Origin of the sequence: Paucibacter sp. PLA-PC-4, from assembly GCF_026241155.1 — a bacterium.
GTDB lineage: Bacteria > Pseudomonadota > Gammaproteobacteria > Burkholderiales > Burkholderiaceae_C > Roseateles_E.
On sequence record NZ_JAPFGP010000014.1, the window covers coordinates 52,257 to 75,246 of the forward strand.

Here is a 22,990-nt window from a genome sequence, read left to right on the forward strand (position 1 = left end):
GACGGTTTGCCGCGCGCCGCCGTTCAGCGCGCACGGCTGTCCGCCGAGTGCTGCTCGGCGTACTCGGGATCGGACGTGCTGCCGAAGCTGCGGTCGGCAGCCCAGGCATCCAGGTCGGCCACGGCGTACATGACGCGGCGGCCGAACTTGCGGAACTTTGGGCCACCCCCGATCACGCGTTGCTTCTCCAGCGTGCGCGGCGACAGCCGCAGGTACTCGGCGGCTTCGTCGTTGGTGAGATAGCGCTGTGGCTGGGCGGCGCCGGCCGTAGCCGGAGCGGGAGCGGCGGCAGGCCGCAAGGGAGCAGGTCGCATGGGGTGAACCTCCATCGGTGTCAAAGCTCCGGCGGCACATCGCAGCCGGATGGAGGCAGTCTCAGAAAACGAAGCCCTGTTGCTCAGGGACGTTTTGCGTCCAGGCCCAAACGTCCCTCCCCAAGCGGTGGCAGGTGTGCCAGGCGGAGGTAGCCGCCAGTCATCAAGGCATGACCCCGGCGCACCAGGCGGCGCACGCGGGCGCGCAGGTCACCGTCGGCGTGCCAGCCAGCGGCGACCACCTCGGTGCCGAACACGCCTTCGGCGACTTCGCGCAGAGACGCACCGGCCAGGGTGGCGTCCAAGGCCTGCAGCGTGTGCAATTCCAGCAGCGAGGTTGGCGACGGCCTGGGGCGGGCGACGCCGAAGGCTGCGCCGAGTCCATGCGCTGCCGGTGGTGGTGCCCCACATCGGCAGGCAAGCACCACGGCCATGCCGTCATCCAGACCCGGCGCCAGTGCGAAACGCTGGCAGCGACCTGGGCTGCGCGTGACCAGCGACAGCCCGTTGCCGTCATGCAGCACCTGCTTGCGCCCGGCAATGTCCCAGAACGCGAAGACATCGGCGTCCCAGGGCGGATCAGCGTCCGGGTGGAGTTGCACCACGGCCGAATGGCCGGGCAGCCAAGCCGGGTGCGCATCCCGCGCATCCAGGTCCGGGCTCTCCAGCAGACGCAGGCCCCAACGCTGCGCGGCCTGCGCATGAGGGCGACGGCGCAGCCAGTCGCGCCGGTAGTCGGGGTGCCTGCGCAGGTAGCACCAGGCCAGGGCCAGCTCGTCCAGGTGCAGGACGTAGAGGTACGCCGCCGTGGCGTACCAGGGTTCCGCGCTGAGATCAGCCATGGTGCCCCCTCCCGTGCAGGGAATGCGTCGCCACGGCAAGCCGGCGGGCTACGGAGCCATCGTCAAGGTGTCATCGATGAAGCGGTACGCTGGCAGTGTCAAGACCGATGGGCTCCGGTGCGTTGCAGGGATCGTCCGAGTGCGACGGCGGCTCTACGCCGAAATGGCGCGCCGCGTGAACCAGCGTGCGGCAGACCGCGTCGGGCTTCGAGACTGTTTGGATCAGCACTGCACCGCGGCGGTGCAACAGTCTCGATTGAGACCTGGCCGGTCATGAGCCAGATCAAGAAGGACCGAATGCCCGGAACAGACCGACAGCGTCAGTCGGTGACCGAACCGTTGTCCTCGGCCAGGCGCAGGTATTCCGACAGTCGGCGCACTGGCTGGAAGTAGCGATCTCGCATCACGGGCTGCTGGCGTGGCCCGACGATGGACATCAGGTCGGAAATCCGCACCGTGCCCAACTCGGGCATGCCGATCCCAAGATCGACCACGCCGTGCGCCGTGTCGCCATCGGCCGGGTCGAGCCAAGCCAGCAGCCAAGTGGCGTGGGCATCCGGGGTGAACAGACGCACCACGGCCACCGGGTCTGTGCCCTGTCCCGCGGCGCGGGCCACGCCGTTGGCCAGCAGGCGGGTGCGGTCATCGTCGGTGAGAAGCCGGGGCATCTGCATCTCCACGAATGCTCAAAGTCGCCGAACCGCATCCGTGGCTTCTCGCGGAAGCACGCATGCACAAACCCACGAATCCGTGGAAGCGCAAAAACGGGCAGACGTATCGGCGGAAGTCAGGAAAGACACGGATCAGCTTCTGTGCTTTGGAGGAAATGCGCCGATGCGGGTTTCAGCAAAGACGCAAACGCACAGGGCAGACATCAAATGAACACTATAGATTGTAGTCCTATAGGGCGCAATCGAATGTCATCTTGGGTTTCAAGGGGAACCCGAGTTGGCGGTAGAGAAACACACATTGGCGCAAGCATTGAAGACCATCAGAAAGGCGCGCGGCTTGAGCCAGGAGGCCTTCTCGGACGTGTCCAGCCGCACCTACATGAGTTCGCTGGAGCGCGACCTCAAAAGTCCGACCCTGAGCAAACTGGCCGAGCTGTGCGAGGTGATGGAGGTGCACCCGCTCACGCTGCTGACGCTTGCGTATGCCGGCGACAGCGAGCGCAAAGCCGATCAGGTCCTAGCACAGGTGCGCAAAGAACTGGATGAGCTAAAGAACCCATAACCCAGGAGGCGCGGATGACGTACTACGCAGGATTGAAGAAGATTACGGACGCCAAGGTGCGCCGTCGAACCATTGATGGTCTCAAGCGGTTGCGACCGGCACTGGCTGCCGCCATTCCTGCACGCACGGCGACCGATACGCTGTTGTTGGCCACCTGGAACATCCGCGAGTTCGACTCTGGCAAGTACGGTTATCGCCGCGAAGAGCCGTATTACTACATCGCGGAAATCCTCGGTCGCTTCGACCTCATCGCGATCCAGGAAGTGCGTGATGGTCTGTACCCCTTGCAGACGCTGGTGCGGCTGCTGGGAAACGACTGGGACTTCCTCGTGACCGACGTGACCCTCGGCACGTCCGGCAATTCCGAACGCATGGCCTACCTGTTCGACCGCCGGAAGGTCAATTTCACGGGGCTGGCGGCGGAACTCGTGCTGCCCAAGGACAAAGGCGCCAAGGAAGAACCTGTGCAGATGGCACGCTCGCCCTACGTGGCCGGCTTTCGAGCCGGCTGGGCCTATCTCACGCTGGCCACGGTTCACATCTATTACGGCAAAGGCGTAGCCGTCGATCCGAGGCGTCTGGCGGAGATCACGGGGTTCGCCAAGACGATCGCCAAGCATGCCGGCAAGCTCTCTGGTGCCCCCCAATACGAACCGGACGCGGTGCCTGTGCCTGACAACCTCATCATGCTGGGCGACTTCAACATCTTCAACCGCAAGGATGTGACGATGCAGGCCATCACGAAGGCTGGCTTCGTCGTCCCTGACGCTTTGCAAGAAGTGCCTGGATCGAACGTCGACAAAAACAAGCACTACGACCAGATCGCGTACTACAAGAAGCTGGCGCGGCTGAAGGCGACTGGCAATGCTGGCGTCTTCGATTTCTACGAACACGTCTACCGACTCGCGGACGAAGGCGACTATGCGCAGGAGCGCGCACAGCATCCCGGCCGCAGTTTCAAGGACTGGCGCACTTACCGCATGAGCGACCATCTGCCGATGTGGATCGAGCTGGGCATCGACGATGCTGACAGCTATCTGGACTCACTGAGTTGATGATCGCGCGGGCATCAATGTCGTGATCGCCAAGTGCCCCGCGCTCGGGCGGGGCACTTCGGCCGTCAGGCCGCCTGGGACTTGCTGCGCGACCAGATCAGGTCATGCGTGCCGTCCTCGCCTTCGATCAGGCGGGCGTAGACCGTTGCCGGAAACGAAGGATCGTCGAGGGTCACGGACAGGTATTCCCGCCCGGCCTCGCTGGTCCTCTTCCACGCCGCGCCGATGTCGTGACCTGCGGACTGCAGGCGGAAATCCGGGGCGTTCTCGCTGCTGCCCTTGTCGTTGGGAACCAGCTTGACCTTGACGTTGAGCGTCAGGGTGCGCAGCGTTCCGGTGAAGCCGTCTTTGTCTGCGGTGAAGGTGCCGATGTTGGCCATGATGAAACTCCTTTTCGGTTGAACAAGGTTCGCGCCCATCGCGTCCTTGTTGTGATCCGGCCGGCGGGGGACGGGCGGGCTGCACCGCTTGCGGTCGCAACGCAGTGGAGAACCGGAAGGCGCAAACAATTTGGCCCGCGAGGAATCTGCGTAGCAGAGGGGAAATTGTTTTCGCCGGACGGTTGCAGCCATGAAGCCCGAGGCGCAGCCGCGCCACCGCCAGGATTCACAACAACACAAGGACGCCTTGGGCCGAACCACTCCGAAAGGAGCCTTGGCCGAATCGGAGTCCCGCACGAAGGCTGCACCGGCTCGCTTCCACATGTGGGCCAGGTCAACCAGCCAACGACAAGCGAGAACGCTGCCGCCACGCATTGCGGCGCCGGTCTTGAGGCGTGGTGTGGAAGCTCCATGGCGATGCCGGTCGGGGATGACGTGAACTGGCGTGAACCGTCCTTCGTGACGTGATGGGCAGGAACCGCCAGCGTTGAGGACGGCACGCATTTGCACAACCTGCCGCAGCAAGCTCCGGCGTGTTCACCACAACCCTGCTCATTGCGGCGGGGCATTGGCCGGGCCAATCCGGCGCATGCCGGTTCGGCGGTATCGAGGGGCGCCAAGCCACGCGCGGCGGGGAGAGTCTGCGGGACTGTCCCCTGGAGGCAAGCGCAGCGCCGCAGGCGCGAAGGCGTGAGGGATGGAAGCCGAATGGCCGTGACAGCGAAGTCGGCATGGGGCGCAGCCCGAGAGCCCGACGGCGCGTTGCGCCGGCACGCTCATGCTCGTCGAACTGCGAATCGCCAACCATCATGAATCAACCAATTTACGCACAATATTGACGTTTCATGCGTTATGCAATAAATTCACGCACGACACGGAAAAACGAGGTGAATCATGGCGTTCCGAGCAGATGAAGCAGCACAAGCAGGATACGAAGAGGTGGAGAAGTACCTTGTCCCCCGCCCCCGGGATGCGGACGAAGCGCAACGCTTCCGAAGCAAAAGGGCGTTGGAGGACATCGTCACTGAACTGGGCCCGGTCGTTGACCGATACCCCTCATGGCACCCGCTGGTGCGCCATCACGATGACCGCCATCCGGTCACCACCCCTAGCGACCGTTGCGGCTACAAGGGCCTCGATCACACGCGGTACTTCGCCCACGGATTTATCACCTGCCCCTATGGCGATGGCCAAGACGTTTTGGACTCCGTTCTGGCCCTGCCTCGCCACCACGCTGCGTATATCACAGCAGAAAGGCTGGATGTCCAGTTCTACAACGCGGAGGCAACCCCGATCTTGGTCAAGTGCAACTGGGAAGAACCGTTGCCCATGGACAAGATGATCCCGCTCGCCATTGCTGTGCCCCTGATCCTGGAGAAAGAAGTCCCGTGCTGGACCTGGTCGCAGGTCGCGGAAACCTGGGAATCGATGCGCTCGTATTTCTTGGGCGCCCCTCACGGCGCCAGGTCATCGCTGTTTGTGAGCCAGGAGACCGGACAGGGGATCAAGAAGGTTTGGGAGACGCTGATCTACACGGGGATGTTTGGCCCGATCAAGGTGTGATCGGGCCCTCACCATCAAGTGCGCCCCAACGCCGCAACCGGAGCGGCAGCGCAGGCTGTGGCGTTCTGGCTGGCCTTCGGGGTTCGACACCGGGCGCGGCCACTGCCGCGCCCGGATTTTTTTGAATCCACCCGGCCCGGTCGGAACGGCCTGGGCCGGGTGCCGGCATCATTCCTTCGTCTCGATGATCCACCACACGGCACGCGGCAAGGCTCGGCCCATGATGGGGTGAACGTCGGTGAGGTCGGCGCGGGCCGTCCAGCCCGAGGGCGGACGGTAGCCGCGCACGTCGCCCGCGCCGCGCCAGCGGCGGGCGCGCACCGTGCCCGGTGCATAGATCGCCGCCATGCGTGGGCGGCTCGTGGTGTCAGTGGTGGGCATGGTCTGGCTCCTGCAAGCCAACGCCCCGGCCGAGACCGGGGCGTTGGTCTGTATCGAGGGTCAAGCGGCCAGCGCTTCGGCCGCTTCATCCACCACGGCGCGGGCTTCTTCCGGGCCGTCCTCCGATGCGGCCTCCCGCGGCCCCTCGGCCTTGAAGACAGCAGGCATCCAGCCTGTGCCCTCGGCCAGCCGCTCGGCTTCGCTGGCAATGTCGGCCTTCTTGAGCTTGCCCAGCCGGTTGACCTGATCCGGCGCGAACTCGCCCACGGCTTGCAGGATTGCGGCCTTCGGAACGTGCTTGAAGTACCCCTCGGCGCTTGGCGTCCACCAAGCCGCCATGTCGAGGCCCACGGCCTGAGCCAGCTCCGCGCCCGGCTGGTGCGGCGTGGCGCGGGGCGTTACCACGTCCACCACCCCCGCCACGCACACGGCCAGCAGTTGGACCAGCTCGCCTTGCTCCATCGCCAGCAGCGCGGCGAACAGTTCGGCGCTGTCCTCGGGCAGCTTGTCGCCCCATGTCTGTTGCACCTCGCGCAGCGCCACGGCGGCGGGCGATTCCGGCCAGTCCGGTGCCATGCCGTCCAGCCGGTCTTGCATCGTCAGACGAACACCCAGCGGCAGATCGTGGCCGTAGCGGCGATCTTGCAAGACGCTTTGCACCATGCCATGCACCAGCGCGGCCAGCGCCACTTGCGGATGCCGGGCGACTTCGATTTGCAGCGCGGCTGTACGGTGCGCGCTCAGGCGTTGCGCCAGCCGGTCGGAGACGGCGGGGGCTTGGGCTTCCTCCGCCGTCTCGCCTTCGTCGTCGTTCGCGCCTTCACCCTCGGCAAAGCCTTGGCGCAGCTTCTCCAGCGTGCGCAGCGCCTTGGCCTCAGCCTCGCGCAACAGCCCGCGATGGATCACAGCGTCCCCGTTGCGGTCGATGGTGACGATGGCACCGGCTGCGGCTTTCACGGTCGCGCTGTACCCCTGCAAGCCATCTTCCAGCGCCTGCAACTGCTCGCCCAGGCGTTCGCCTTCCTCCTGCAAGGCTTCGGCCTGGTCCTCGTCGTCAGCGTCCATCGCGGCTTCCACGGCCTCGCCGATGTCCTGCATCTTCTCTTGCAGCCGCTCGATGCGCTGCGCCTCGCGCTTGGTCGGCGTGCGCCGCTCCCTCGGGGCACGCTGGAAAGCTTGCAGGTCGGCATGGGTCATGGCGGGCGTGGCATCCACCCAGGCCCAGCCCTCGGCGCGCAGGGTGTCGGCAATGCCGGTCAGCTTCTCGCGCACCAGCGTTTCCAGCAGCACGGTGTCGGACACGTAGACGCCCGCATCGCCGTCCGCGAACAGGTCGCGGCGGATGCCGCCGCCTGCGGCTTCGTAGGCGTCCAGCCCGACGAAGCGCACCAGCGCATGAGATGCCCCAATCTCACGCCCGGTCAGGCGCTCGCGCAATGCGGAGGGGTTGCGCTGCCACTGTGGTGCATCGTAGAACGCGGCCTCCTGCGCGGCGTGGTCGTCGGTGATGGCAAGGGCCATCAACTGATCCAGCGTCACGGCATCGGCGCGGTAGTCGTCCATCAAGCGCGGCGAGACGTTCGCCAGCTTCAGACGGCGCTGCACCACCAGCGGCGTGACTGAGAAATCCGCCGCAATGTCCTCAATGGGCCGGCCCTCGGCCACCAGCGCCGCGAAGGCTTCGAACTGGTCGGCCGGGTGCATGGCTTCGCGCTGCACGTTCTCGGTGAGGCTGGCGGTGCGGGCCGTACCATCGGCCACCCGCAGGCAAGGCACATTCCAATCCTTGGCGATGCGGTGCTTCTTCGCCAGCAGCTTCAACGCTGCGAGGCGACGGCCACCGGCCACGACCTCGTAATGCTCGCCATCAGTGGCGGGAATCACGATCAGGTTTTGCAGCAGACCCACGCGCTGGATCGATGCGGCCAGTTCGGGGATGGACATGCGCGAGGTCTTGCGCACATTGCGGCCCGTGAGACGCAGCACCAGCCGCGACAGCGGAACGAGGACCATGTGCTTGCTCGGGTCGGCGACTTGCAGCGCGCTGGCCGCACTGCTGGCGGCGTTGACGGCGTGGGCTTCGGAATAGGTAACGGCGTTCATGATGTATCTCCAATCGATTGAAACGAACAGGGAATGGAGGGGAACCGCCCCTCCAGCGGGTGACATGCGTGGAGGGAGTCAGGCCTTGAGCTGGCGCATGCCATCGGCCAGCAGCCACAGGGCGCGGTTCAGGCGAATATCGGAATCGATGCCCTGCACGGGTCGCGTCTGCTGCCTGCGGCCATTGGCGGTGCGACCGGACAAACCGCCCTTGGTCAGGTTCTCCTGCGTGCGGTTGAACACGCTCCACAGGTCGGGGCGGCGGTCGTCCCCACGGCGCGGCATCAGGATTTGCGATTCCGTGACCGGTGCAGGCTTGGCCGGGTCGTCGTACTTGAGGGCCAGCGCGGCCCGGGCGAATACTTCCGATTCCCCGGCATCCAAGGTGATGGCCTGCATGGATTCGCGCGATGCCTGCGCATGCTCGAAGCCTCCCAGCACCTGATAGGCACCTTCGATGACGTGGCTGGCCACGTCGCCCTTGTGGGGCACACGCACATCGGCGACCGTGTCACCGCAGACAAGCCCGTTCTTGCAGACGAAGCGGAACATCCCCGCCAACAATTGATAGCTGCTCGTCCCGTCATGGGAATTCAGCAGAATGATTTCGTTGGCCTCGCGGGCGTTGATCTGGTTGGCGTGGCGCAGCCGGATCATGTGCTTGGTGAAGTCGCGGCGGTTCTCGGCACGCACGCGGGTCTGGCACACCATGAAGGGCTGGAAACCCTCCTTGCGAAGCTCGGTCAGCACGGCAGCGGTGGGGATGTAGCTGTACCGCTCGGAACGGCTCTCGTGCGGGGCGTCCGCGAAGATGGACGGCACCACGACCCGAATCTGGTCATCGGACAAGGGCAGTTCCGAACGCAGCACCGGCGAACGGGAAGCGAAGCGGGAGGCGAGTTGCATGTCATTTCTCCTGAATCCATCCATGGATGGCGTCGGCTGTTGAAGAAACCGCACACCGGATTCCAAGATTCGGAGCCCAGCCTTCCGGCTGTTCGGTGCGGTCGGCACGAAGAACCCGGTTGGCCTCGTTGCCACCGTCTTTCCTGAGTTCATCGCCCGCGACGAAAGGGAGTTCGTGGACGGGGGCCGTCAAGGAAACAAGCGCTGGGTTGGTGCGGCCCGCAGGCGAAGCCGAGGACACGGCCTGGCGCGCCTTGACGGCACCCGGCCGCGGACTACAGTCGCGGACAAGGTGATGGAGTCAGGGAAGACGGCTGGACAAGGCAACGGCCATCCCACACGCCGACCGCACGGCAAGCGAAGCGCGCAGGCCCGGATCAGGAAGCCGGGCCGGAGGCGTCAGCCGAGCTGCGCGAGGGGACGATGGAAGCCCGACAGGGGCAAGACTCGCGTAGCGAGGCTTGATGCGCTACGCGCACGACAGCGCGACCGGCCGTCTTCCAGGTGGCCGGGGACGCCCGAATGCAGGAACGTCTATACGATGACAACATGTCCGAGACAGAACCGGTTGATTCCGACGATCCTTTGGAGCAAATGCCCCAGCGTTCCGGTGCCTTGCACGAACGCTTGAACGAACTGCTCGACGACGCCGAGTTCGACGGATCGCCCCGTGGCGAGGCCGCTCTGGGCATGTGCCTGGTGGCGATGGAACATGCGACGGCCTTGCAAGCCTTGATGGCGCTGGGCATGCCAACCTCGGCCGTCAGCCTGATGCGGCTGCAGTTCGAAGCACTGACCCGTGCGATGTGGCTCATCTATGCGGCCGGTGACGCCGCCATCGAGAAGCTGTCGGCACCGCTCACGCTGGATTCCGAACAGGCCGTCAAGAACCTGCCCACGGCCAAAGAGATGATCGACCAGATCGGCAAGCGGATCGGGCAGGGCGTGCCGGCCGCAGCGCATCAGATGCTGACCCATTTCAAAGACGTGTCCTGGCACGCCATGAACTCCTTCGTGCATGGCGGCATCCATCCCTTGCGACGCAGCGCCGATGGATTCCCTGTGCACCTAACCTTGCAGGTGCTGCGCAACTCGAATGGCCTGAGCACCATGACCGGCATGACGATGGCGGTCCTCACCGGCGATGAAGCCATCGCCAAGCCGATGAGTAAGATCCAGCAGGCATTCGCCGACTGCCTGCCGGATCTGCTCAAACCCTGAGAAACAGGGCGCCAATGGCGCCCTGGCGGTCGGTCAGACGATGATTCGTCCGGCCAGCCGCGCATCGCGCGTGTAACCGCTCAACCGCTTCTCGGCCCGGAAATGCAGGTCACGCTCGACCGGCAAGCCCAGCCGTCCATGCAATGCAGCGATCTCCTGCAGACTGACCCAGCCGATTTCCGGCATCCCCAGGCCCAGGTCGCAAAGCCCGAAGGCATGGTCGTGGTCATCGGGATCGATCTCGGTCAGCAGCCAGGTCGCGCCGCCATCCGGCGTGAACAGTTTGACCACGGGTGCCGGATCGAAGTCCGGGTTCTGCAAGGATTCGCGGCCGTTGGCCAGCAGCACGATACGGTGCTCGTCGGTGATGAGTGCGTTGTTCATGGTGAACTCCTGAAAGGTTTCCGGGCGGGATTGCCCGACCCTTCCGGGGCACGGCGCAGCGCAAGCAGTCAACGATCGAAGACGGCCGCCAAGCCGCAAGCGTGCCCGCACGCGCAGTCATTGACGGCGAGAACGCCGTGGCACGATGAAGGGAACAGCAAGCCAGCCCTCCAACCAGCAGTCCACGAAGTCGAAACGGTCTCGTGCCATGCCATGGCACGCTGTCTACCGCGCATCAAAACCGGGAGCCTATGCGGCTCCCGGTGACGCGGGCTCAGATCAGCCCGCGCTCGGCAAAGGACAGGATCGTCGCCCTTGCCACGATCAGGTGATCGATCACCCGCACGTCCACCAGCGCCAGCGCGTTCTTCAGCGTTTGCGTGAGCATCTCGTCGGCCCGCGACGGCTCGGCCACGCCCGAGGGATGGTTGTGCACCAGGATCAGCGCCGCCGAATTGCGCGCCAAGGCTTCCTTGACGATCTCGCGTGGGTACACCGAGGTCTGGCTCACCGTGCCCCGGAACATCTCCACGTACTCGATGACCCGATGCTGTGCATCCAGGTGGATCACCGCGAACACCTCGTGCTCCAGCGTCCCGAGCTTGATGCGCAGGAAGTCGCGCACTGCCTGCGGCGAGGACAGCACCTCACTGCCACGCAGTTGGCCTTCCAGCACTCGCAGTGCTGCCTGCAGCACCTCTGCTGGATCGGCCGCACGGTAGCTGCCTGTGACATCGCGCACCAACAGGGATGCGGGGACAGCAGCATGGGAAGAAGAAGGAAACAGATCGAGCGACATGGCGAACTCCAGTGACCGGGCGGGATTGCCCGGGACCGGAACCGGCACATCGCAGCGCAGCGGTCACAGGTTCGAAGACGGCCGAAGGCCGCCAGCGTGCGCAGCACGCGCAGACCTTGATCCGCGAGAACGGTGTGCAAGGATGACGGGAACCAGCAAGCCAGCCCACCACGGCACCCCACACATCGCCGGTGTTCACGGCAAGCGCAGCGCGCAGGGCCGGCACAGCCGGGCCGGAGGCGTCAGGGATCAAAGCCGGATGGCCGGGATTCGGCACGAAGCCTGGGGCGCAGCCCGCGAGCCCGGCGGCGCAGCCGAGATGCCCTCACGACCTTAGCGACGCGATCGAAGCGCAACCACAAACTGCGTCCTTCCCATGCGCGTACGTTTGTTTATGATCAAACAAACATGTTAGAATGGAGAGGGTATGGCTGAAAACTTTTCCTATGTCTTTCCGGCGATTCGAGGGGTGCAAGCGGGGCGAGAGTACTACGTCTCGATGTGCCCGCTACGCCTATTGACGCGCCTGTTTACCTTCGACGAAGAAGAGCTGGTGCCGGAGTTGCGCGCCCAGCGAACCTTGAACCGGGCACGGGTTCCGGACATCGCCCGGTATGTCATCGACAACAAGGCGAGCTACACCTTCTCGGCCATCACTGTCTCGATTGATGGAGCGATTCGCTTCGAGCCTGTGGGTACCGATGGTCCTGCCAACTTCCGCATGGGCGCGTTGACGGTTTCGATGGACGCAAAGTTCATCGTCAACGACGGTCAGCATCGCCGAGCGGCGATCGTCCAGGCGCTGGAGGCCGCGCCCGAGTTGGGCGAGGAGACCATCGCTGTGGTCTTCTTCCTTGATCGGGGGTTGGAACGCTGTCAGCAGATGTTCGCGGACTTGAACCGACACGCTGTCAAGCCGTCGGCTTCGCTCGGCATCCTGTATGACCACCGAAGTGCAGCGGCAAGCCTGGCACGCCACCTCAGCCTCACGTCGTCTGTATTCAAGAACCTCATCGAGACGGAGCGCTCGTCGCTGTCGCCCCGGTCCCGCAAGCTGTTCACGCTCAGTGCCGTGAACTTCGCGACTTCCGAGCTGCTGCTCGACAAGGAACTCGAGGACTTCGCATCGGCGAGCAAGAAGTGCCTGGAGTTCTGGGAGTTGGTCGGCGAACAGATCCCGGAGTGGACCTATGTGCGGGAGTCGAAGATGACCTCGGGCGAAGTCCGCCGCGACTTCATCCACTCACACGCCATCGTGCTGCAGTCGCTCGGGAGGGCCGGGCGCGCGCTTTATCAGCTGCCTGCCGCTGAACGCCAGCGGCGGATCAAGAAGTTGCGGGACGTTGACTGGTCGCGGCAGAACGCTGCTACGTGGGAGGGCAGGGCGATGGTAGGCGGTGCCATGGCCAAGTCTGGCCAAAACATCACATTGACGTGCAACGAGATCAAGCGGGTGCTGGGTCTCAAGCTGACTGCGGACGAGAGCATTGCGGAGGCGGCTTGGCAGGCCGCACGCGCTCCGAGCCGCGGATCCAAAAGGAACGAAGAGAAATGAGCACCCCTTCTGACCAGATCGTCGCTGAGATACGCGATCTGTACCTGGCCGATTCGATCCCGTGGATCGTCGGCTACAGCGGCGGCAAAGATTCGACCGCTTCACTGCAGCTGCTGTGGACAGCCCTTGCTGCCTTGCCTCCTGACCAGCGGATCAAGCCGGTCCATGTGATCAGCACGGACACCTTGGTCGAGAACCCTGTGATCGCCGCGTGGGTCGAAACGTCCCTGCTCCGGATTGGTATCTCGGCGAAGCAGCAAGGCCTGCCAATCACGGCGCACAGGCTGCTGCCTTCCATGGAGAACCGGTTTTGGGTGAACCTGATCGGCAAGGGCTATCCCGCGCCTCGTCCCAAGTTTCGTTGGTGCACCGACCGCCTGAAGATCAGCGCATCGACGAAGTTCATACAAGAGCTGTCCGAGAACAACGGCGAAGCCATCCTTGTGCTGGGGCAGCGTCGAGGCGAGAGCCAGGCACGCGACAAGGTGATGGACCATTACAAAGACAGCACGCGGGCAAGGCTCAGCAAGAACCGCGACCCACGCCTGTCGCGGGTCTGGGTTTATCCGCCGATCGAGAGCTGGTCGAGTGATGACGTGTGGGAATACCTCATCACTAACGAGAACCCCTGGGGCATCGATAACCAGGAGCTATTTGGAATCTACCGTGGCGCCACGCCTGATGCGGAGTGCCCCATTGTGGTGGACTCATCGACCGCGAGTTGCGGTGACAGCCGGTTCGGCTGCTACGTCTGCACGATGGTGTCGCAAGACAAGTCGATGCAGGCCATGATTCAGAACGATGAGCAGAAGCAGTGGATGCAGCCTATTCTGGACTTCCGTAACAAGCACCTTGCGGTAGAGGACCGCGAGGTCCGCGACTTTCGCCGAATGAACGGCCGGCTGACTGTCTTTCGCGGAGAGCTTGTGCATGGGCCGTACAACCAGGCGCATCGCGCGAAGCTGCTGCGTGAGCTGCTGCACACGCAGCGTGTGGTGCGCAATGCAGACCAGAAGCAAGGAACGCAGCTGATCGAGCTGATCTCCGTCGACGAACTCGACGAGATCCGGCGTATCTGGGTGGAGGAGAAGGGGGAAATCGAGGATCAGGTGCCGCGCATCTACACCGAGGTCTTCGGCATTCCCTATCCCGGCAAGGAGCGTGAGCAGTCGCCATTGGCTGCCACTGACCTCGGCCTTCTGGAAGCGGTCGCAAGCGAAGTTGACCCGCAAGCTGCACAAGAGCTCTACAAACTGACGCGCAGTCTGCTCGCGGTGCAGTTCCAGTCGATGGAAACACACAAGCGATCCAAGCATTTGGATCGCCTGGAGGAAGTTCTGCGGCACTACGCCTTCCGCGACGAAGGCGAAGCCCTGGAGTTCGCGCTCGCGGGCACCCCGGTCAAGGAACAGGATGGGGACGCGTCTGACGCGTCGGCGTTGATTGCATGATTCATGGCAAAAATAACAATATCAAGTCTCTCAATTGAGAACCTAGGACCATTTCGCGAACGACAGACGCTTGATCTTTCGGTGACGAGCGGACGACCCGTTGTCCTCGTCAAAGCCCTCAATGGCAGCGGCAAGACAACGCTGCTGACTGCGTTGCAGATCGGGCTCTATGGGCATAAAGCCATGGACGGACTCAAGCGCTCGGAATACGAGCAACTGTTGCTGGGCCTGCAGCGCAAAGACGCCACGGGCAATGCCGCAGTCGATATCAGCGTGACCGTTGAGGTCGGTGGGAGCCAGCGGCACCTTGAGGTGCGCAGGGAGTGGCATCGACGGTCTGATGGCTTGGTCGAAGAGCTGAGCATCTTCGAAGGCGGCAGCAAGGACCTCGAGTTTTCGCAGACCTGGGACGAGTTCATTGGTTCGATCTTGCCGGCGGAGCTCGTGCAGCTGTTCCTGTTTGACGGCGAGAAGATCGAAGAGCTTGCCAACCCGGAGCGCTTGCCCGACCTGTTGCGGCGGGCGACCGAGGTTTTTCTGGGTATCGGCGGTATCGACGCGCTTGGCAACGATCTGAAAGCGCTGGAGCGCCGCGCCGCGCTCAAGAACAAGAATACTTCTGCGGAGTTCGAGTCCGCGCGCAGCGGCCTCGGAGAATGGGAGCAGCAGGTCAAAGTCCTCGAAGCGAAGGTTCAGACACTGACCCAGGAGCAAGGCGCTGCCAAAAACGATGCCGAGCAAGCGCAAGTGCTTCTCGATAAGTTCACCAACGACGCGCAGCGGCGTGGTCTGACTGCCTATGAGCAAGCTGCGGTCATCCGCAATGCCGTGGTTGCGAGCAAGGACCGGGTTGATGCCGCCCGAGGCGGTCTCGCTGAGATCATGGCGGATCCAGTGTTGCCGATCGCATGGCTGTCGAAGCTTTGGACGCAATACAGCGATGCGTGGGATCAAGACCAGCACGCTCGGCATTCGAAGCTGCTTGGGCAGGAGTTCAAGAAGCGGGATCAGCGTGTGATGTCGGCCATCGCAGCGGTGGCTCCAAAAGCAGCCCTGGATGCGCTTCGCAAGGCACTGGCAGATGATCTGCAGGCCTACACGCGATCGCGCACGGCTGCTGTGCCGCCACTGCAAGACGCCAATCCCAGGGACGTTGAGCGGCAACTCAAGGATGCAACATCGCGTTTGGGCGGTGAGTTGTCGCGGCTGCAGTCCGCCCAGGTGGAACTCGATAAAGCCGAGCAGCGTATCGGTCAGATTCCGGCCGAGGAGCAGATTGGCGAGATCCTCAAGTTGCTGCAAGACAAGTCCAAGGCGGCCTCAGCAGCAGAAGCCCGACTCGCTGGCATCACGGAACGTCTCGAAGAGGCGCAGAGCAACCTGGCGCACACGAGGATGCGGCTCAACGCCGCCCAGGAGCGTTTGGGTACCGAGTTCAGGGACCGATCGCTGGAGGCCAAGAGTCTCGATGCGTCCAGTCGCGCGCGGCGAGCGCTGATGATCTTCAAGGATCGGCTGCTTGCCTCGAAAGCGCAGTGGCTGTCCGAGATGATCACCACGGAGTTCAGGAACCTGCTGCGCAAGCGGAACCTGATCGCCAAGGTCGTTGTGGACCCCAAGACCTATCGCGTTTTCATCGAGGATGGCAAGCATCAGGAGTTGCCGATGGACCGCCTGTCGGCTGGCGAGCGACAGCTCCTTGCAATCTCAGTGCTCAGCGCCTTGATCAAGGAGCGCAAGGGGCGCTTCCCGGTGGTTGTCGATACCCCGCTGGCGAGATTGGACCAGCAGCACCGCTCCGCACTCATCAAGAGGTTCTTTGCGACGGTGTCCCACCAGGTTGTTGTGCTGTCTACCGACCAGGAAGTCGACGGGCCGGCCTATGACGCCTTGAAGCCCTTTACCAATGCAGAGTACACACTGGACTACGACGACGCCGCAGGCCGTACGTCGATCCATGCAGCCCAGCCGCCGGAGGCCAACTGATGGAGCGCATCAAACTTACCGCTGCAGCCAAGAACCAGTTGGTCACGCTCAAGCGTCGGACCGGGATCGAGCACAACAACGCCATCTGCCGCCATGCGCTGTGCCTGTCCTTGGCGAATCCCTCGGTGCCGCCCGAAGAAACTTTCAGCTTTGGTGGGGGGGTTGAGATTGACTGGCGTACGCTCACGGGTGGGCAGGACGAGCTGTACTACAACCTGCTCGTGGTCCGCTTGCTGGCGGAGGGGAGGCGAGTGACCGAGGATTCGATTCGGCAGACCTTTGTGCAGCACGTGCACAGAGGTCTCTCTTACCTGGCTAGCCGGCGAGAAGACGACTTGTTGGTCGAGATGGCGAAGTCCATCCAAGCAGGTGCTTCCCAATAACGCTTGCCGCTCGCCGAACATTAGAGGGCGAATGCAGGGATATCCATCGTGTTTGACTCGACGCGAAACTTTTTCTCGACCATCAGGCTGACGATGGCGGCGCCGTCTATTAAGACGACAGGGATGGCTCCACGTTGGATTGAGGCCCCGATGGCTCCCTTGGAGAACGACGCGGTCGTGAAGAAGATTCCTTGCTCATAGGCACCTTGACTCGCACCGCGGAACTTGTCGATCTCAGGGCGCTGGATGTTCCCGTTCGTCCAGCGCTTGCACTGGAATGCAACGTTGAGGTGCGCAAGTCCCACTTTGAGCTTGCCGTGTCCGTCGATGCCGCCATCCCGAGAGATTGATGTGACGACCGTCCCCGTAAAACCGTAGGCTTCGAGAAGGTCACGCGCGAAGGCTTCGAAGCCCGCCGGGGAAAGCCGCTTCAGCTCACGCAGCATGTGCTCTTCGAAGAGCTCCAGGTACCTCGCATGTAGGCTCCAGAGCTGTGTCTCTACCTCGGTGAGCGGATTGGTGACGCTTGACTCGATCGTTTGGTTGCCCGTGTCGGCCGGTGTGTGCCTTCGCGATGTCCGTGGACCTTTCAGCACGGACGGAAGCGGCGAGTACCGATCGTCTCCATGGATCTGAAAGTGCTTTGTCGGCGCAGCACTCGGGAACTCTAAGCCAGCGCAGTGGCGCCGAATTTGCATGGTGACGACATGCAATGGGTCCTTGGCGTGAAACTCATACAAGGAGTTCTCGGCGATTGCGGTAAAGGCTTCGCGCGCGGTCAGCGGTCGCTGCGCGTCGTTCATCACCAGCTTGATTGCCTCAACGATGGTCATCCAACACCTCCGATCATTCTGGTTCTTTGTCGAAGGCCTAGCCTGCGGCGTTAGTGCCCATCAGAGCCTTCGTCAAGCGCTCCACCGTCGCATCTTCAGCTCTCTTGTTTGTGCCGTCTGCGGTGGTGCAGGCGAGAATATCTGCCTGAATCGGTGAAAGGTACGAGTGAAAAAAATCTCTTGAGAGATTCCCTTCATCTAATCCTCGCTTTGCCACAGAGCCCAGTATTCGCATAAATACTTTCATGCCGACGCTCCGAAGCACGTACTTCTCCCAGTTCTCTCCCGCTATCCCTTTCAGAGCCTGAAGATAGTTTCTGACAATCTTTGAGAATACGATCGTGTTGCCTTCCATATAGAGTTGGCGAAGCGGCAAGCTAGGGTCTGGCTGAATCGGCTGGTTGTCTCGCGCCCTTCGATCATCTTGCTTTTCGTTCTTCGAAATCAGTGGAACGATGGCATCAACGAGCGCACCCTGCGACAGCACTTCGGTGTCGTTGAGCTTTCGCCCCAGCATCTTGATGCGGCGGGACAGGGGGCCATCCTGGTCATAGTTGAGCGTCTTGCAGACGTCGTGTCCAAACTTGGTGGGAGTGTTCTTGTCGGTGTAGTCGAAGAGGTCGTATATGTACGACTTTGGGACCTTAACCTGATTGCTGTTGATAGTGCCGAACACCGTTGCTTTGTCTTCGACCATCAATTTGACGAATATGCAGACTGGCACCTCGTACTGGTGGAACGGTGCAGCACTTTTTAGGCCTTCATATCGGTGCTGCCCGTCGATGATTTCTCCCCACGGAGAATCTTCTCGAGTCGGAATATGCATGACGTGGAAGCCATGGTCGTCGGTATGCAACTCTGCAGATTCGACCGAAATTACAAGCGGTGTAGGAAGCACGGCGTCAGCAGTCGACAAATAATCGGAGATCTCTCGGGTCCGACGTCCGGTTAGGTCGCGTTGAACGCCGTCCGCGTTGGTAGACCTGCGGATGACACTTAGCTTTCCGAGTAGGTCCTGTGCCTTGAATTTTCCATAGTAGAAGGTGCCGCCAGGCTGCTCAATTGGAAAGACATTGATGTCCAGCATAGTTATCCTTCAAGGTTGATTTTCTTTTCGCCAATGCTGGCTGCAATGGTCGAGTCCATCTCATTGGCCGCGCTGATTGCAGCATCGGTTTTCGATTTCATGTCTTCGGCAACGCTCGGTTCGACGACCGAGAATGTGATGTACATGAAATATGACAGCAGGACGCCTGCTATGTAGAGAATGGTGTTGTAGTACACAAACCAATCTGGCCAGCTGGTTGGCGATGTTGTGCTGTTGATGTATATGTAGTTGAGCATGGCCAGGAAGGCCACGATCATTGCCAGCAAGAGCCAGGTGATACGGAGGAGGAAGAGCGCGCGTATTGGTTCTTCACCGTATTCCTCGAAGTAGTAGGCCAGGCAGGACAGAATCAACGATATTTCGAACGTCAGGAAGTTGCCAGACTTGCCTTGCTTCGCGAGGGCCTCCATGAACCCCTCGCCATTGATGCCTGCCCATATCAGCGACGTGATAATCCCGATCTGGCCCAATGTAACGATGAAGAACCAGAACGAGAAGAAGCGTTTAGGCGTTTTCTCCCTGTTGAATCGCTCCCGGCGGAGAGTCCACTCGCGGGCAAATTGGCTGAAGAAGACCAGCATCGAATCTTTTATGAAGTACACGTGGCCTCCGTTCAGCCGTTATTGTTGGTATGAGAATTTCTGACGAGCAAGGTGCAAAAGTACTACTCCGCGACCGCCTTCATCATTTTCTGGTAACGCGTAACCACCTGGGCTACCTTTTCAAGGATGGGCTCCAGGTGTTCTTGCTGCGAGACCAGGGTGTCGACCTTCAGCTCCTGAAGGGCCTTCAACAGGGTGCTCAGCGCGTCGATCGGTGTGCGCTGGGTCTTGTGCATGTTGTACTCAGCCTCTACCTTCCTGATGGGTTGAGCTTCTGAGGGCGCTTCGACGTCGAGCTGCTTCGCGAAACTCGTTCCGGCGGTCGCGTCGTATCGCGACATCTGATGCCACGAGCGGATGCTCTCTGCCTTGTAGAAGATGTTGTCGTTCTCATCCTCCTTACCGTTCCTGGGTTTGGCAAAGGCCCACTGGAACAGTACCTCCTCGGACTCCGAGGGCAGCTTCAGCATGTCCTTCGTGAAGCCGAACTGCTCCTTCGGATAGCTGTTCTGGAGGATCAGCTCGAAGAAGTAGTGGTCTGCATCGCTGAAGCTGTCGCCTTCGGGCAAGCGGTGCTCGAAGTCGCGTTTGAAGTGGCTGAAGGCCGATGCGGCCTGAATGTTCCGGCGTGTCTTGGTGTCACCGAGCGACACCATGGCGGCGACCGCCTTGACCAGATCATCTTCTAGGCGCAGGTCGGTCTTCGTGCCATGGCGCTTGCGGAACAGGTCTTCGTAGAGCGACAGGATGTACAGGTTCGTGGCGAACGGCTTCCATTCCTTGGCGTGACTGATGTGGCGCACGCCCAGCAGGCGGGGCAGAATGGCTTGAAGCTGTTCCACCGTCGTCGCGGCGACGGGGAAGACGCGCAGCATGCTGGTCTTCTCGACGATCTCTTCGAGACGCCGCACCGTCTCTTCTTGGACCTTGACCTCTTCGCCAAACCTGGACTTTTTGACCTTCTCCAGCTTCTTGCGCTCACGCTCAAGCCGCTCGCCACGCAGGGCGCGCAGAGCCACCGTTCGGGTGTTGCCCTCGACGACCACATAGTAGCCCGGCCGGTCGGGGTGCTCCCAGACGATGATCGAATCGATCGGGACCCAGCCATGGGTAAGGATGGACTCTTCCAGGTTGGTGACCTCGTAGACCGACCTCACCTTGACCTCCAAAGGACCCTGAAGCTCGTCGTTGAACAGGGCGTCTGGGTCGGTGTAGCCAGGGGGGTCTTCTGGCGCGATTCGCGGGTTGTTCGGATCAAGGTAGATTTTGTCGAACGGCACCATTTTGGCGCCCTGTAGTTCCGCGATGGGCATTTGGTTGTCAGGCATGGTCTACCTCTTTCGTTTCGTGATGAGTCGTATCGTTGAGCTTGAGGATGCGCACAGCCCGATCGGGCGCAGTCAGCAGGAACTCGGCGCGCGAGAGCAAGCGGTTGGGCAGGGATCGATGATTTGAGCCTGCGATGAACCCTGCGAGCACGCTGAACTGCTCGCGGGGCTCTGCGTCGGCCAACTGGCCGCGCAGCGCTGTAGTGGCAGCGTCGAGCTCGGCTTGACTCAACTCGTTGAGCAAGAAGGCTTCGGCACCTCCCAGCGGCAGGGGCACCTTCACGGCAGCAGCGTATCGAGTGGGGCCATCAAGGTATTCGGCTTCGATCTGCGTGGCGTTGTGGCAGTCGCGGAGAAACTCGGCGAGCGCGGGCGGCACCGCAGGACGGAAGCTGCAGGTGATGTACTTCAGCCAGGTCGTCGCGCCGTTGGCTCGGTATGGACGGCTACCGGGTGATTCAATGGCCGAGGGGCCGTGCACTTCGCGCTTGGCGAAGTAGCTAGCGGTTAGCAGACCCATCATCTCCAGCCATCGGCTGCCGGGCGCCAGATCCTTGTTGACACCGTGTGCGGCACCGTCGCGAAGCAGAAAGTCCGACGGGTCAGACAAGTCGGCGCCGATCGCGCAGAAGCTGTTGAAGATGCTGCGCAGCAGCACCGATGACTCGCTCGATTCGAGCAAAGCGCCCCAGCGTGCTTCAGTCGCGAACTCTTCTTCGGTGCCAAAGAAGGGGAGGCCGTAAAGAAAGAGCCTGCAGGTCTCACCTGGTGTCACGGTCGCGAGACGGTTCAGCACTCTCGCGCCCGCCGCGGGATCGACGTTGTGAATCTGGAGCAGCTTGGTCACGCGTTCGCGCAGTTCGCCCAGGCTTCCATACTCGACATCCTGGAGCTGCGGCCGGAGAAAGTCGTCGATCTCCTGGTACAGCCAGCGCTGATCGAAGTGATAGGCGATGCTGTCGTTCCTCGCCTGGACCACGTATGCATGCCGCTTGCCGGGCGCATATCGAACGCAGCGTCCCGCCGCCTGCATCAAGCGAATGATGCTGGTGGAGGGGTAGGTCAAGACCACTGTGTTGATGCCTGGGTCATCGAACCCTTCGAGCAGCAACTGTGCGGAGATGAGGACTGCGCGCGGCTTGCTGGCGAAGCGCGCGAGGAAGTCCTCGTTGCCGATTCCCAGTGAGTTGCCGGCGCCGTGGACATAGCCGATGTCTTCGACCTCCAGGGGGTGGTCCTCAGGAAGACGCTCAACCAGTGCCTGGTAGAACTCCTCGACACGATCGACTCTCGGGGCAAGCACGAGGGTCTTGGTGAACTCGGTGGACGTGCGATCAATGACGTAGTCCGCCAGGTCGGCAACCGCTACGCTTGACCAGTCGAAGTCGTCAACCGGGAAGTCCAGGAAGGTCGGCGTGAGAACGGCTCGCCGTTCCGCCAGTTCGCGGTAGGTGATCGTGAACGCAATCTCGTCGATGCCGATCGGTAGCTGGTCGCCGCGGTTGGGCGTCGCTGTCAGCAGCAGCACTGGGGCTGCCCACGGGTTTGCGAAGACCGGCTGGTAGGAAGGGGCGGCCGCGTGATGCGCCTCATCGACAACGATCAGCGCTGGTTTGACTGCGGCGCCCTCCAGCAGGGGCGTCAAATCACCGACCATGACGAACTTGATGCGGTTGGCGAGCTCCAGCAAGCGATCGGCCGGCAGTTGTTCATGGCCGTCAGAGACGAGCTTCTGCAGTTCGCGGTGCGCCTGTTCGCGCAGATTGCGGCGGTGCGTTACCCAGTAGGTCGGCGCCTTCGCATCGGCGGCCTTATTGAGCATGGTGAGCACGATGCGGAGCGCGGTTCGTGTCTTGCCGGCCCCGGTGGGAAGGATGAGTCCAGCGCGGCCGCTCGGACGGCGGCTGAAGGCTTCGACGCATCGCAGCACGGCGATGTCTTGGTAGCTCCAGTCCGGCGGCTCTTGGCGCCGCTCTGTGAGCTCGTCGGTCGCTTTGCCGATCAGAGGCTGAGCCGAGTCGGTTGCGAGCGACTGCCCGTGCAGCAGTCGATAGGCGACGGCAGGAGGGATGCCCAGGCGCTGCGTCAGTTCTTCAGGCGCGGCACCAGCGAACAGATGCAGGCGCTGCGCTTCGGCTTGTAGATCCTGCAGAGCCTTGGTGGCTCGATCAGGAATGGTGTTGTCGCCCGCGAGCGCGAAGCTGGCAGCCTGCTCCGCGAGGTCAATGGTGGCTTCGTTCAGTCCGCGTGCGATGTCGTTAGACAACAAGGCGTGCAGACGGTTGGGGTGAAGTGTCCCGGCGGCTCCAGCGTTTCGCAGTGCGTCGTTCAAGGTCTTCGTGAGGCTGGCGATGCTGCCCGCAGCCAAGAGAAGGGGGATGACCTTGTCGGAAATCAACTCCTGTACGCGCTCGCTCTGGATGTTCAATCTGGCCAAGGTCTGCTCCTATGCTTCAGGGCGGTATTTTGCAGAAATGGAATAGAAAGATCAAGTTCCAAAAAAACGGAATTAAGAAGGGTGCTTGATGATTTGGCCTGCTCGGGCAGTGGCGCGCAGCCATCG

General features: G+C 62.2%; 22 protein-coding genes. 8 read left to right on the forward strand and 14 right to left on the reverse strand.

Annotated features, from left to right (window positions below; translation table 11 throughout):
• Positions 1–23: 23 nt before the first annotated feature.
• The 3 genes from OOZ63_RS20210 to OOZ63_RS20220 form a co-directional block, all read right to left on the reverse strand.
• On the reverse strand, positions 24–314 hold the full coding sequence (locus tag OOZ63_RS20210; RefSeq protein WP_266007408.1) for a helix-turn-helix domain-containing protein: 291 nt from the start codon (positions 312–314) through the stop codon (positions 24–26).
• Between the two features lie 83 nt (positions 315–397).
• Positions 398–1,156, reverse strand: coding sequence for a DUF2285 domain-containing protein (locus OOZ63_RS20215; RefSeq protein WP_266007409.1), 759 nt, complete (start codon positions 1,154–1,156; stop codon positions 398–400).
• 320 nt (positions 1,157–1,476) lie between these two features.
• Positions 1,477–1,824 (reverse strand): DUF2958 domain-containing protein, encoded by a 348-nt coding sequence (locus tag OOZ63_RS20220; RefSeq protein WP_266007410.1) that lies wholly within the window; start codon positions 1,822–1,824, stop codon positions 1,477–1,479.
• A gap of 280 nt (positions 1,825–2,104) precedes the next feature.
• Between OOZ63_RS20220 and OOZ63_RS20225 the strand changes: the two genes are divergently transcribed.
• Both OOZ63_RS20225 and OOZ63_RS20230 read left to right on the forward strand, forming a co-directional pair.
• The gene (locus tag OOZ63_RS20225; protein ID WP_266007411.1) at positions 2,105–2,389 is read left to right on the forward strand and encodes a helix-turn-helix domain-containing protein; all 285 of its coding nucleotides are present in this window, start codon (positions 2,105–2,107) and stop codon (positions 2,387–2,389) included.
• Positions 2,390–2,403: 14 nt separating this feature from the next.
• Positions 2,404–3,444, forward strand: coding sequence for an endonuclease/exonuclease/phosphatase family protein (locus OOZ63_RS20230; protein ID WP_266007412.1), 1,041 nt, complete (start codon positions 2,404–2,406; stop codon positions 3,442–3,444).
• Positions 3,445–3,509: 65 nt separating this feature from the next.
• Here the strand turns inward: OOZ63_RS20230 and OOZ63_RS20235 are convergent, their stop codons facing one another.
• Complete coding sequence (locus OOZ63_RS20235; protein WP_266007413.1) at positions 3,510–3,824, reverse strand: DUF736 domain-containing protein; 315 nt, start codon at positions 3,822–3,824, stop codon at positions 3,510–3,512.
• Positions 3,825–4,718: 894 nt separating this feature from the next.
• On the opposite strand from OOZ63_RS20235, the gene OOZ63_RS20240 reads away from it, so the two are divergent.
• The gene (locus tag OOZ63_RS20240; protein ID WP_266007414.1) at positions 4,719–5,387 is read left to right on the forward strand and encodes a hypothetical protein; all 669 of its coding nucleotides are present in this window, start codon (positions 4,719–4,721) and stop codon (positions 5,385–5,387) included.
• 168 nt (positions 5,388–5,555) lie between these two features.
• On the opposite strand, the gene OOZ63_RS20245 is transcribed toward OOZ63_RS20240, so the two are convergent.
• The 3 genes from OOZ63_RS20245 to OOZ63_RS20255 form a co-directional block, all read right to left on the reverse strand.
• Complete coding sequence (locus OOZ63_RS20245; RefSeq protein ID WP_266007415.1) at positions 5,556–5,768, reverse strand: hypothetical protein; 213 nt, start codon at positions 5,766–5,768, stop codon at positions 5,556–5,558.
• 60 nt (positions 5,769–5,828) lie between these two features.
• On the reverse strand, positions 5,829–7,871 hold the full coding sequence (locus tag OOZ63_RS20250) for a ParB N-terminal domain-containing protein (RefSeq protein ID WP_266007416.1): 2,043 nt from the start codon (positions 7,869–7,871) through the stop codon (positions 5,829–5,831).
• 78 nt (positions 7,872–7,949) lie between these two features.
• Positions 7,950–8,777, reverse strand: coding sequence for a DUF932 domain-containing protein (locus tag OOZ63_RS20255; protein WP_266007417.1), 828 nt, complete (start codon positions 8,775–8,777; stop codon positions 7,950–7,952).
• A gap of 504 nt (positions 8,778–9,281) precedes the next feature.
• Here OOZ63_RS20255 and OOZ63_RS20260 point away from each other — a divergent pair.
• Positions 9,282–9,998: a DUF6988 family protein gene (locus tag OOZ63_RS20260; RefSeq protein WP_266007418.1), complete on the forward strand. Its 717-nt coding sequence runs from the start codon at positions 9,282–9,284 to the stop codon at positions 9,996–9,998.
• Between the two features lie 33 nt (positions 9,999–10,031).
• Here the strand turns inward: OOZ63_RS20260 and OOZ63_RS20265 are convergent, their stop codons facing one another.
• Together OOZ63_RS20265 and radC are read right to left on the reverse strand one after the other, a co-directional pair.
• Positions 10,032–10,382, reverse strand: a complete 351-nt coding sequence (locus OOZ63_RS20265; protein ID WP_266007419.1) for a DUF2958 domain-containing protein — start codon at positions 10,380–10,382, stop codon at positions 10,032–10,034.
• A 274-nt stretch (positions 10,383–10,656) separates the two neighbouring features.
• Positions 10,657–11,181 carry a RadC family protein gene (radC, locus tag OOZ63_RS20270; protein ID WP_266007420.1) on the reverse strand — a complete coding sequence of 175 codons (525 nt, stop codon included), beginning with the start codon at positions 11,179–11,181 and terminating at the stop codon, positions 10,657–10,659.
• A 427-nt stretch (positions 11,182–11,608) separates the two neighbouring features.
• On the opposite strand from radC, the gene dndB reads away from it, so the two are divergent.
• Genes dndB through dndE form a run of 4 tightly spaced genes read left to right on the forward strand, consistent with a single transcriptional unit; the run spans position 11,609 to position 16,556 of the window.
• On the forward strand, positions 11,609–12,736 hold the full coding sequence (gene dndB, locus OOZ63_RS20275) for a DNA sulfur modification protein DndB (RefSeq protein ID WP_266007421.1): 1,128 nt from the start codon (positions 11,609–11,611) through the stop codon (positions 12,734–12,736).
• Positions 12,733–14,187, forward strand: a complete 1,455-nt coding sequence (gene dndC / locus OOZ63_RS20280; protein WP_266007422.1) for a DNA phosphorothioation system sulfurtransferase DndC — start codon at positions 12,733–12,735, stop codon at positions 14,185–14,187. Before dndB ends, dndC begins: the two co-directional genes overlap by 4 nt.
• Positions 14,188–14,190: 3 nt before the next feature.
• Entirely contained in the window at positions 14,191–16,173 is a 1,983-nt protein-coding gene (gene dndD / locus OOZ63_RS20285; RefSeq protein WP_266007423.1) for a DNA sulfur modification protein DndD, read from the forward strand.
• Positions 16,173–16,556, forward strand: coding sequence for a DNA sulfur modification protein DndE (gene dndE, locus OOZ63_RS20290; protein WP_266007424.1), 384 nt, complete (start codon positions 16,173–16,175; stop codon positions 16,554–16,556). Before dndD ends, dndE begins: the two co-directional genes overlap by 1 nt.
• Positions 16,557–16,576: 20 nt before the next feature.
• Here dndE and OOZ63_RS20295 read toward each other — a convergent pair whose 3' ends face one another.
• From OOZ63_RS20295 to OOZ63_RS20315, 5 genes are all read right to left on the reverse strand, one after another.
• On the reverse strand, positions 16,577–17,389 hold the full coding sequence (locus OOZ63_RS20295) for a restriction endonuclease (protein WP_266007425.1): 813 nt from the start codon (positions 17,387–17,389) through the stop codon (positions 16,577–16,579).
• Between the two features lie 37 nt (positions 17,390–17,426).
• On the reverse strand, positions 17,427–18,476 hold the full coding sequence (locus OOZ63_RS20300; RefSeq protein WP_266007426.1) for a DGQHR domain-containing protein: 1,050 nt from the start codon (positions 18,474–18,476) through the stop codon (positions 17,427–17,429).
• Between the two features lie 2 nt (positions 18,477–18,478).
• Entirely contained in the window at positions 18,479–19,078 is a 600-nt protein-coding gene (locus OOZ63_RS20305) for a hypothetical protein (protein ID WP_266007427.1), read from the reverse strand.
• Between the two features lie 83 nt (positions 19,079–19,161).
• Positions 19,162–20,427 carry a hypothetical protein gene (locus OOZ63_RS20310; RefSeq protein WP_266007428.1) on the reverse strand — a complete coding sequence of 422 codons (1,266 nt, stop codon included), beginning with the start codon at positions 20,425–20,427 and terminating at the stop codon, positions 19,162–19,164.
• Positions 20,420–22,864, reverse strand: a complete 2,445-nt coding sequence (locus OOZ63_RS20315) for a DEAD/DEAH box helicase family protein (RefSeq protein ID WP_266007429.1) — start codon at positions 22,862–22,864, stop codon at positions 20,420–20,422. The genes OOZ63_RS20310 and OOZ63_RS20315 overlap by 8 nt, the downstream gene beginning before the upstream one ends.
• Positions 22,865–22,990: the final 126 nt, after the last annotated feature.

What these genes read in the sequence shown, in the direction of transcription:
- OOZ63_RS20230 (WP_266007412.1), top strand. Translation starts at nt 2,404, where the DNA reads ATGACGTACTACGCAGGATTGAAGAAGATTACGGACGCCAAGGTGCGC.
- OOZ63_RS20310 (WP_266007428.1), bottom strand. Translation starts at nt 20,427, where the DNA reads ATGCCTGACAACCAAATGCCCATCGCGGAACTACAGGGCGCCAAAATG.
- dndB (WP_266007421.1), top strand. Translation starts at nt 11,609, where the DNA reads ATGGCTGAAAACTTTTCCTATGTCTTTCCGGCGATTCGAGGGGTGCAA.
- OOZ63_RS20250 (WP_266007416.1), bottom strand. Translation starts at nt 7,871, where the DNA reads ATGAACGCCGTTACCTATTCCGAAGCCCACGCCGTCAACGCCGCCAGC.
- OOZ63_RS20215 (WP_266007409.1), bottom strand. Translation starts at nt 1,156, where the DNA reads ATGGCTGATCTCAGCGCGGAACCCTGGTACGCCACGGCGGCGTACCTC.
- OOZ63_RS20265 (WP_266007419.1), bottom strand. Translation starts at nt 10,382, where the DNA reads ATGAACAACGCACTCATCACCGACGAGCACCGTATCGTGCTGCTGGCC.
- OOZ63_RS20240 (WP_266007414.1), top strand. Translation starts at nt 4,719, where the DNA reads ATGGCGTTCCGAGCAGATGAAGCAGCACAAGCAGGATACGAAGAGGTG.
- dndE (WP_266007424.1), top strand. Translation starts at nt 16,173, where the DNA reads ATGGAGCGCATCAAACTTACCGCTGCAGCCAAGAACCAGTTGGTCACG.
- dndD (WP_266007423.1), top strand. Translation starts at nt 14,191, where the DNA reads ATGGCAAAAATAACAATATCAAGTCTCTCAATTGAGAACCTAGGACCA.
- OOZ63_RS20295 (WP_266007425.1), bottom strand. Translation starts at nt 17,389, where the DNA reads ATGACCATCGTTGAGGCAATCAAGCTGGTGATGAACGACGCGCAGCGA.
- OOZ63_RS20245 (WP_266007415.1), bottom strand. Translation starts at nt 5,768, where the DNA reads ATGCCCACCACTGACACCACGAGCCGCCCACGCATGGCGGCGATCTAT.
- OOZ63_RS20255 (WP_266007417.1), bottom strand. Translation starts at nt 8,777, where the DNA reads ATGCAACTCGCCTCCCGCTTCGCTTCCCGTTCGCCGGTGCTGCGTTCG.
- dndC (WP_266007422.1), top strand. Translation starts at nt 12,733, where the DNA reads ATGAGCACCCCTTCTGACCAGATCGTCGCTGAGATACGCGATCTGTAC.
- OOZ63_RS20305 (WP_266007427.1), bottom strand. Translation starts at nt 19,078, where the DNA reads ATGCTGGTCTTCTTCAGCCAATTTGCCCGCGAGTGGACTCTCCGCCGG.
- OOZ63_RS20220 (WP_266007410.1), bottom strand. Translation starts at nt 1,824, where the DNA reads ATGCCCCGGCTTCTCACCGACGATGACCGCACCCGCCTGCTGGCCAAC.
- OOZ63_RS20300 (WP_266007426.1), bottom strand. Translation starts at nt 18,476, where the DNA reads ATGCTGGACATCAATGTCTTTCCAATTGAGCAGCCTGGCGGCACCTTC.
- OOZ63_RS20235 (WP_266007413.1), bottom strand. Translation starts at nt 3,824, where the DNA reads ATGGCCAACATCGGCACCTTCACCGCAGACAAAGACGGCTTCACCGGA.
- radC (WP_266007420.1), bottom strand. Translation starts at nt 11,181, where the DNA reads ATGTCGCTCGATCTGTTTCCTTCTTCTTCCCATGCTGCTGTCCCCGCA.
- OOZ63_RS20210 (WP_266007408.1), bottom strand. Translation starts at nt 314, where the DNA reads ATGCGACCTGCTCCCTTGCGGCCTGCCGCCGCTCCCGCTCCGGCTACG.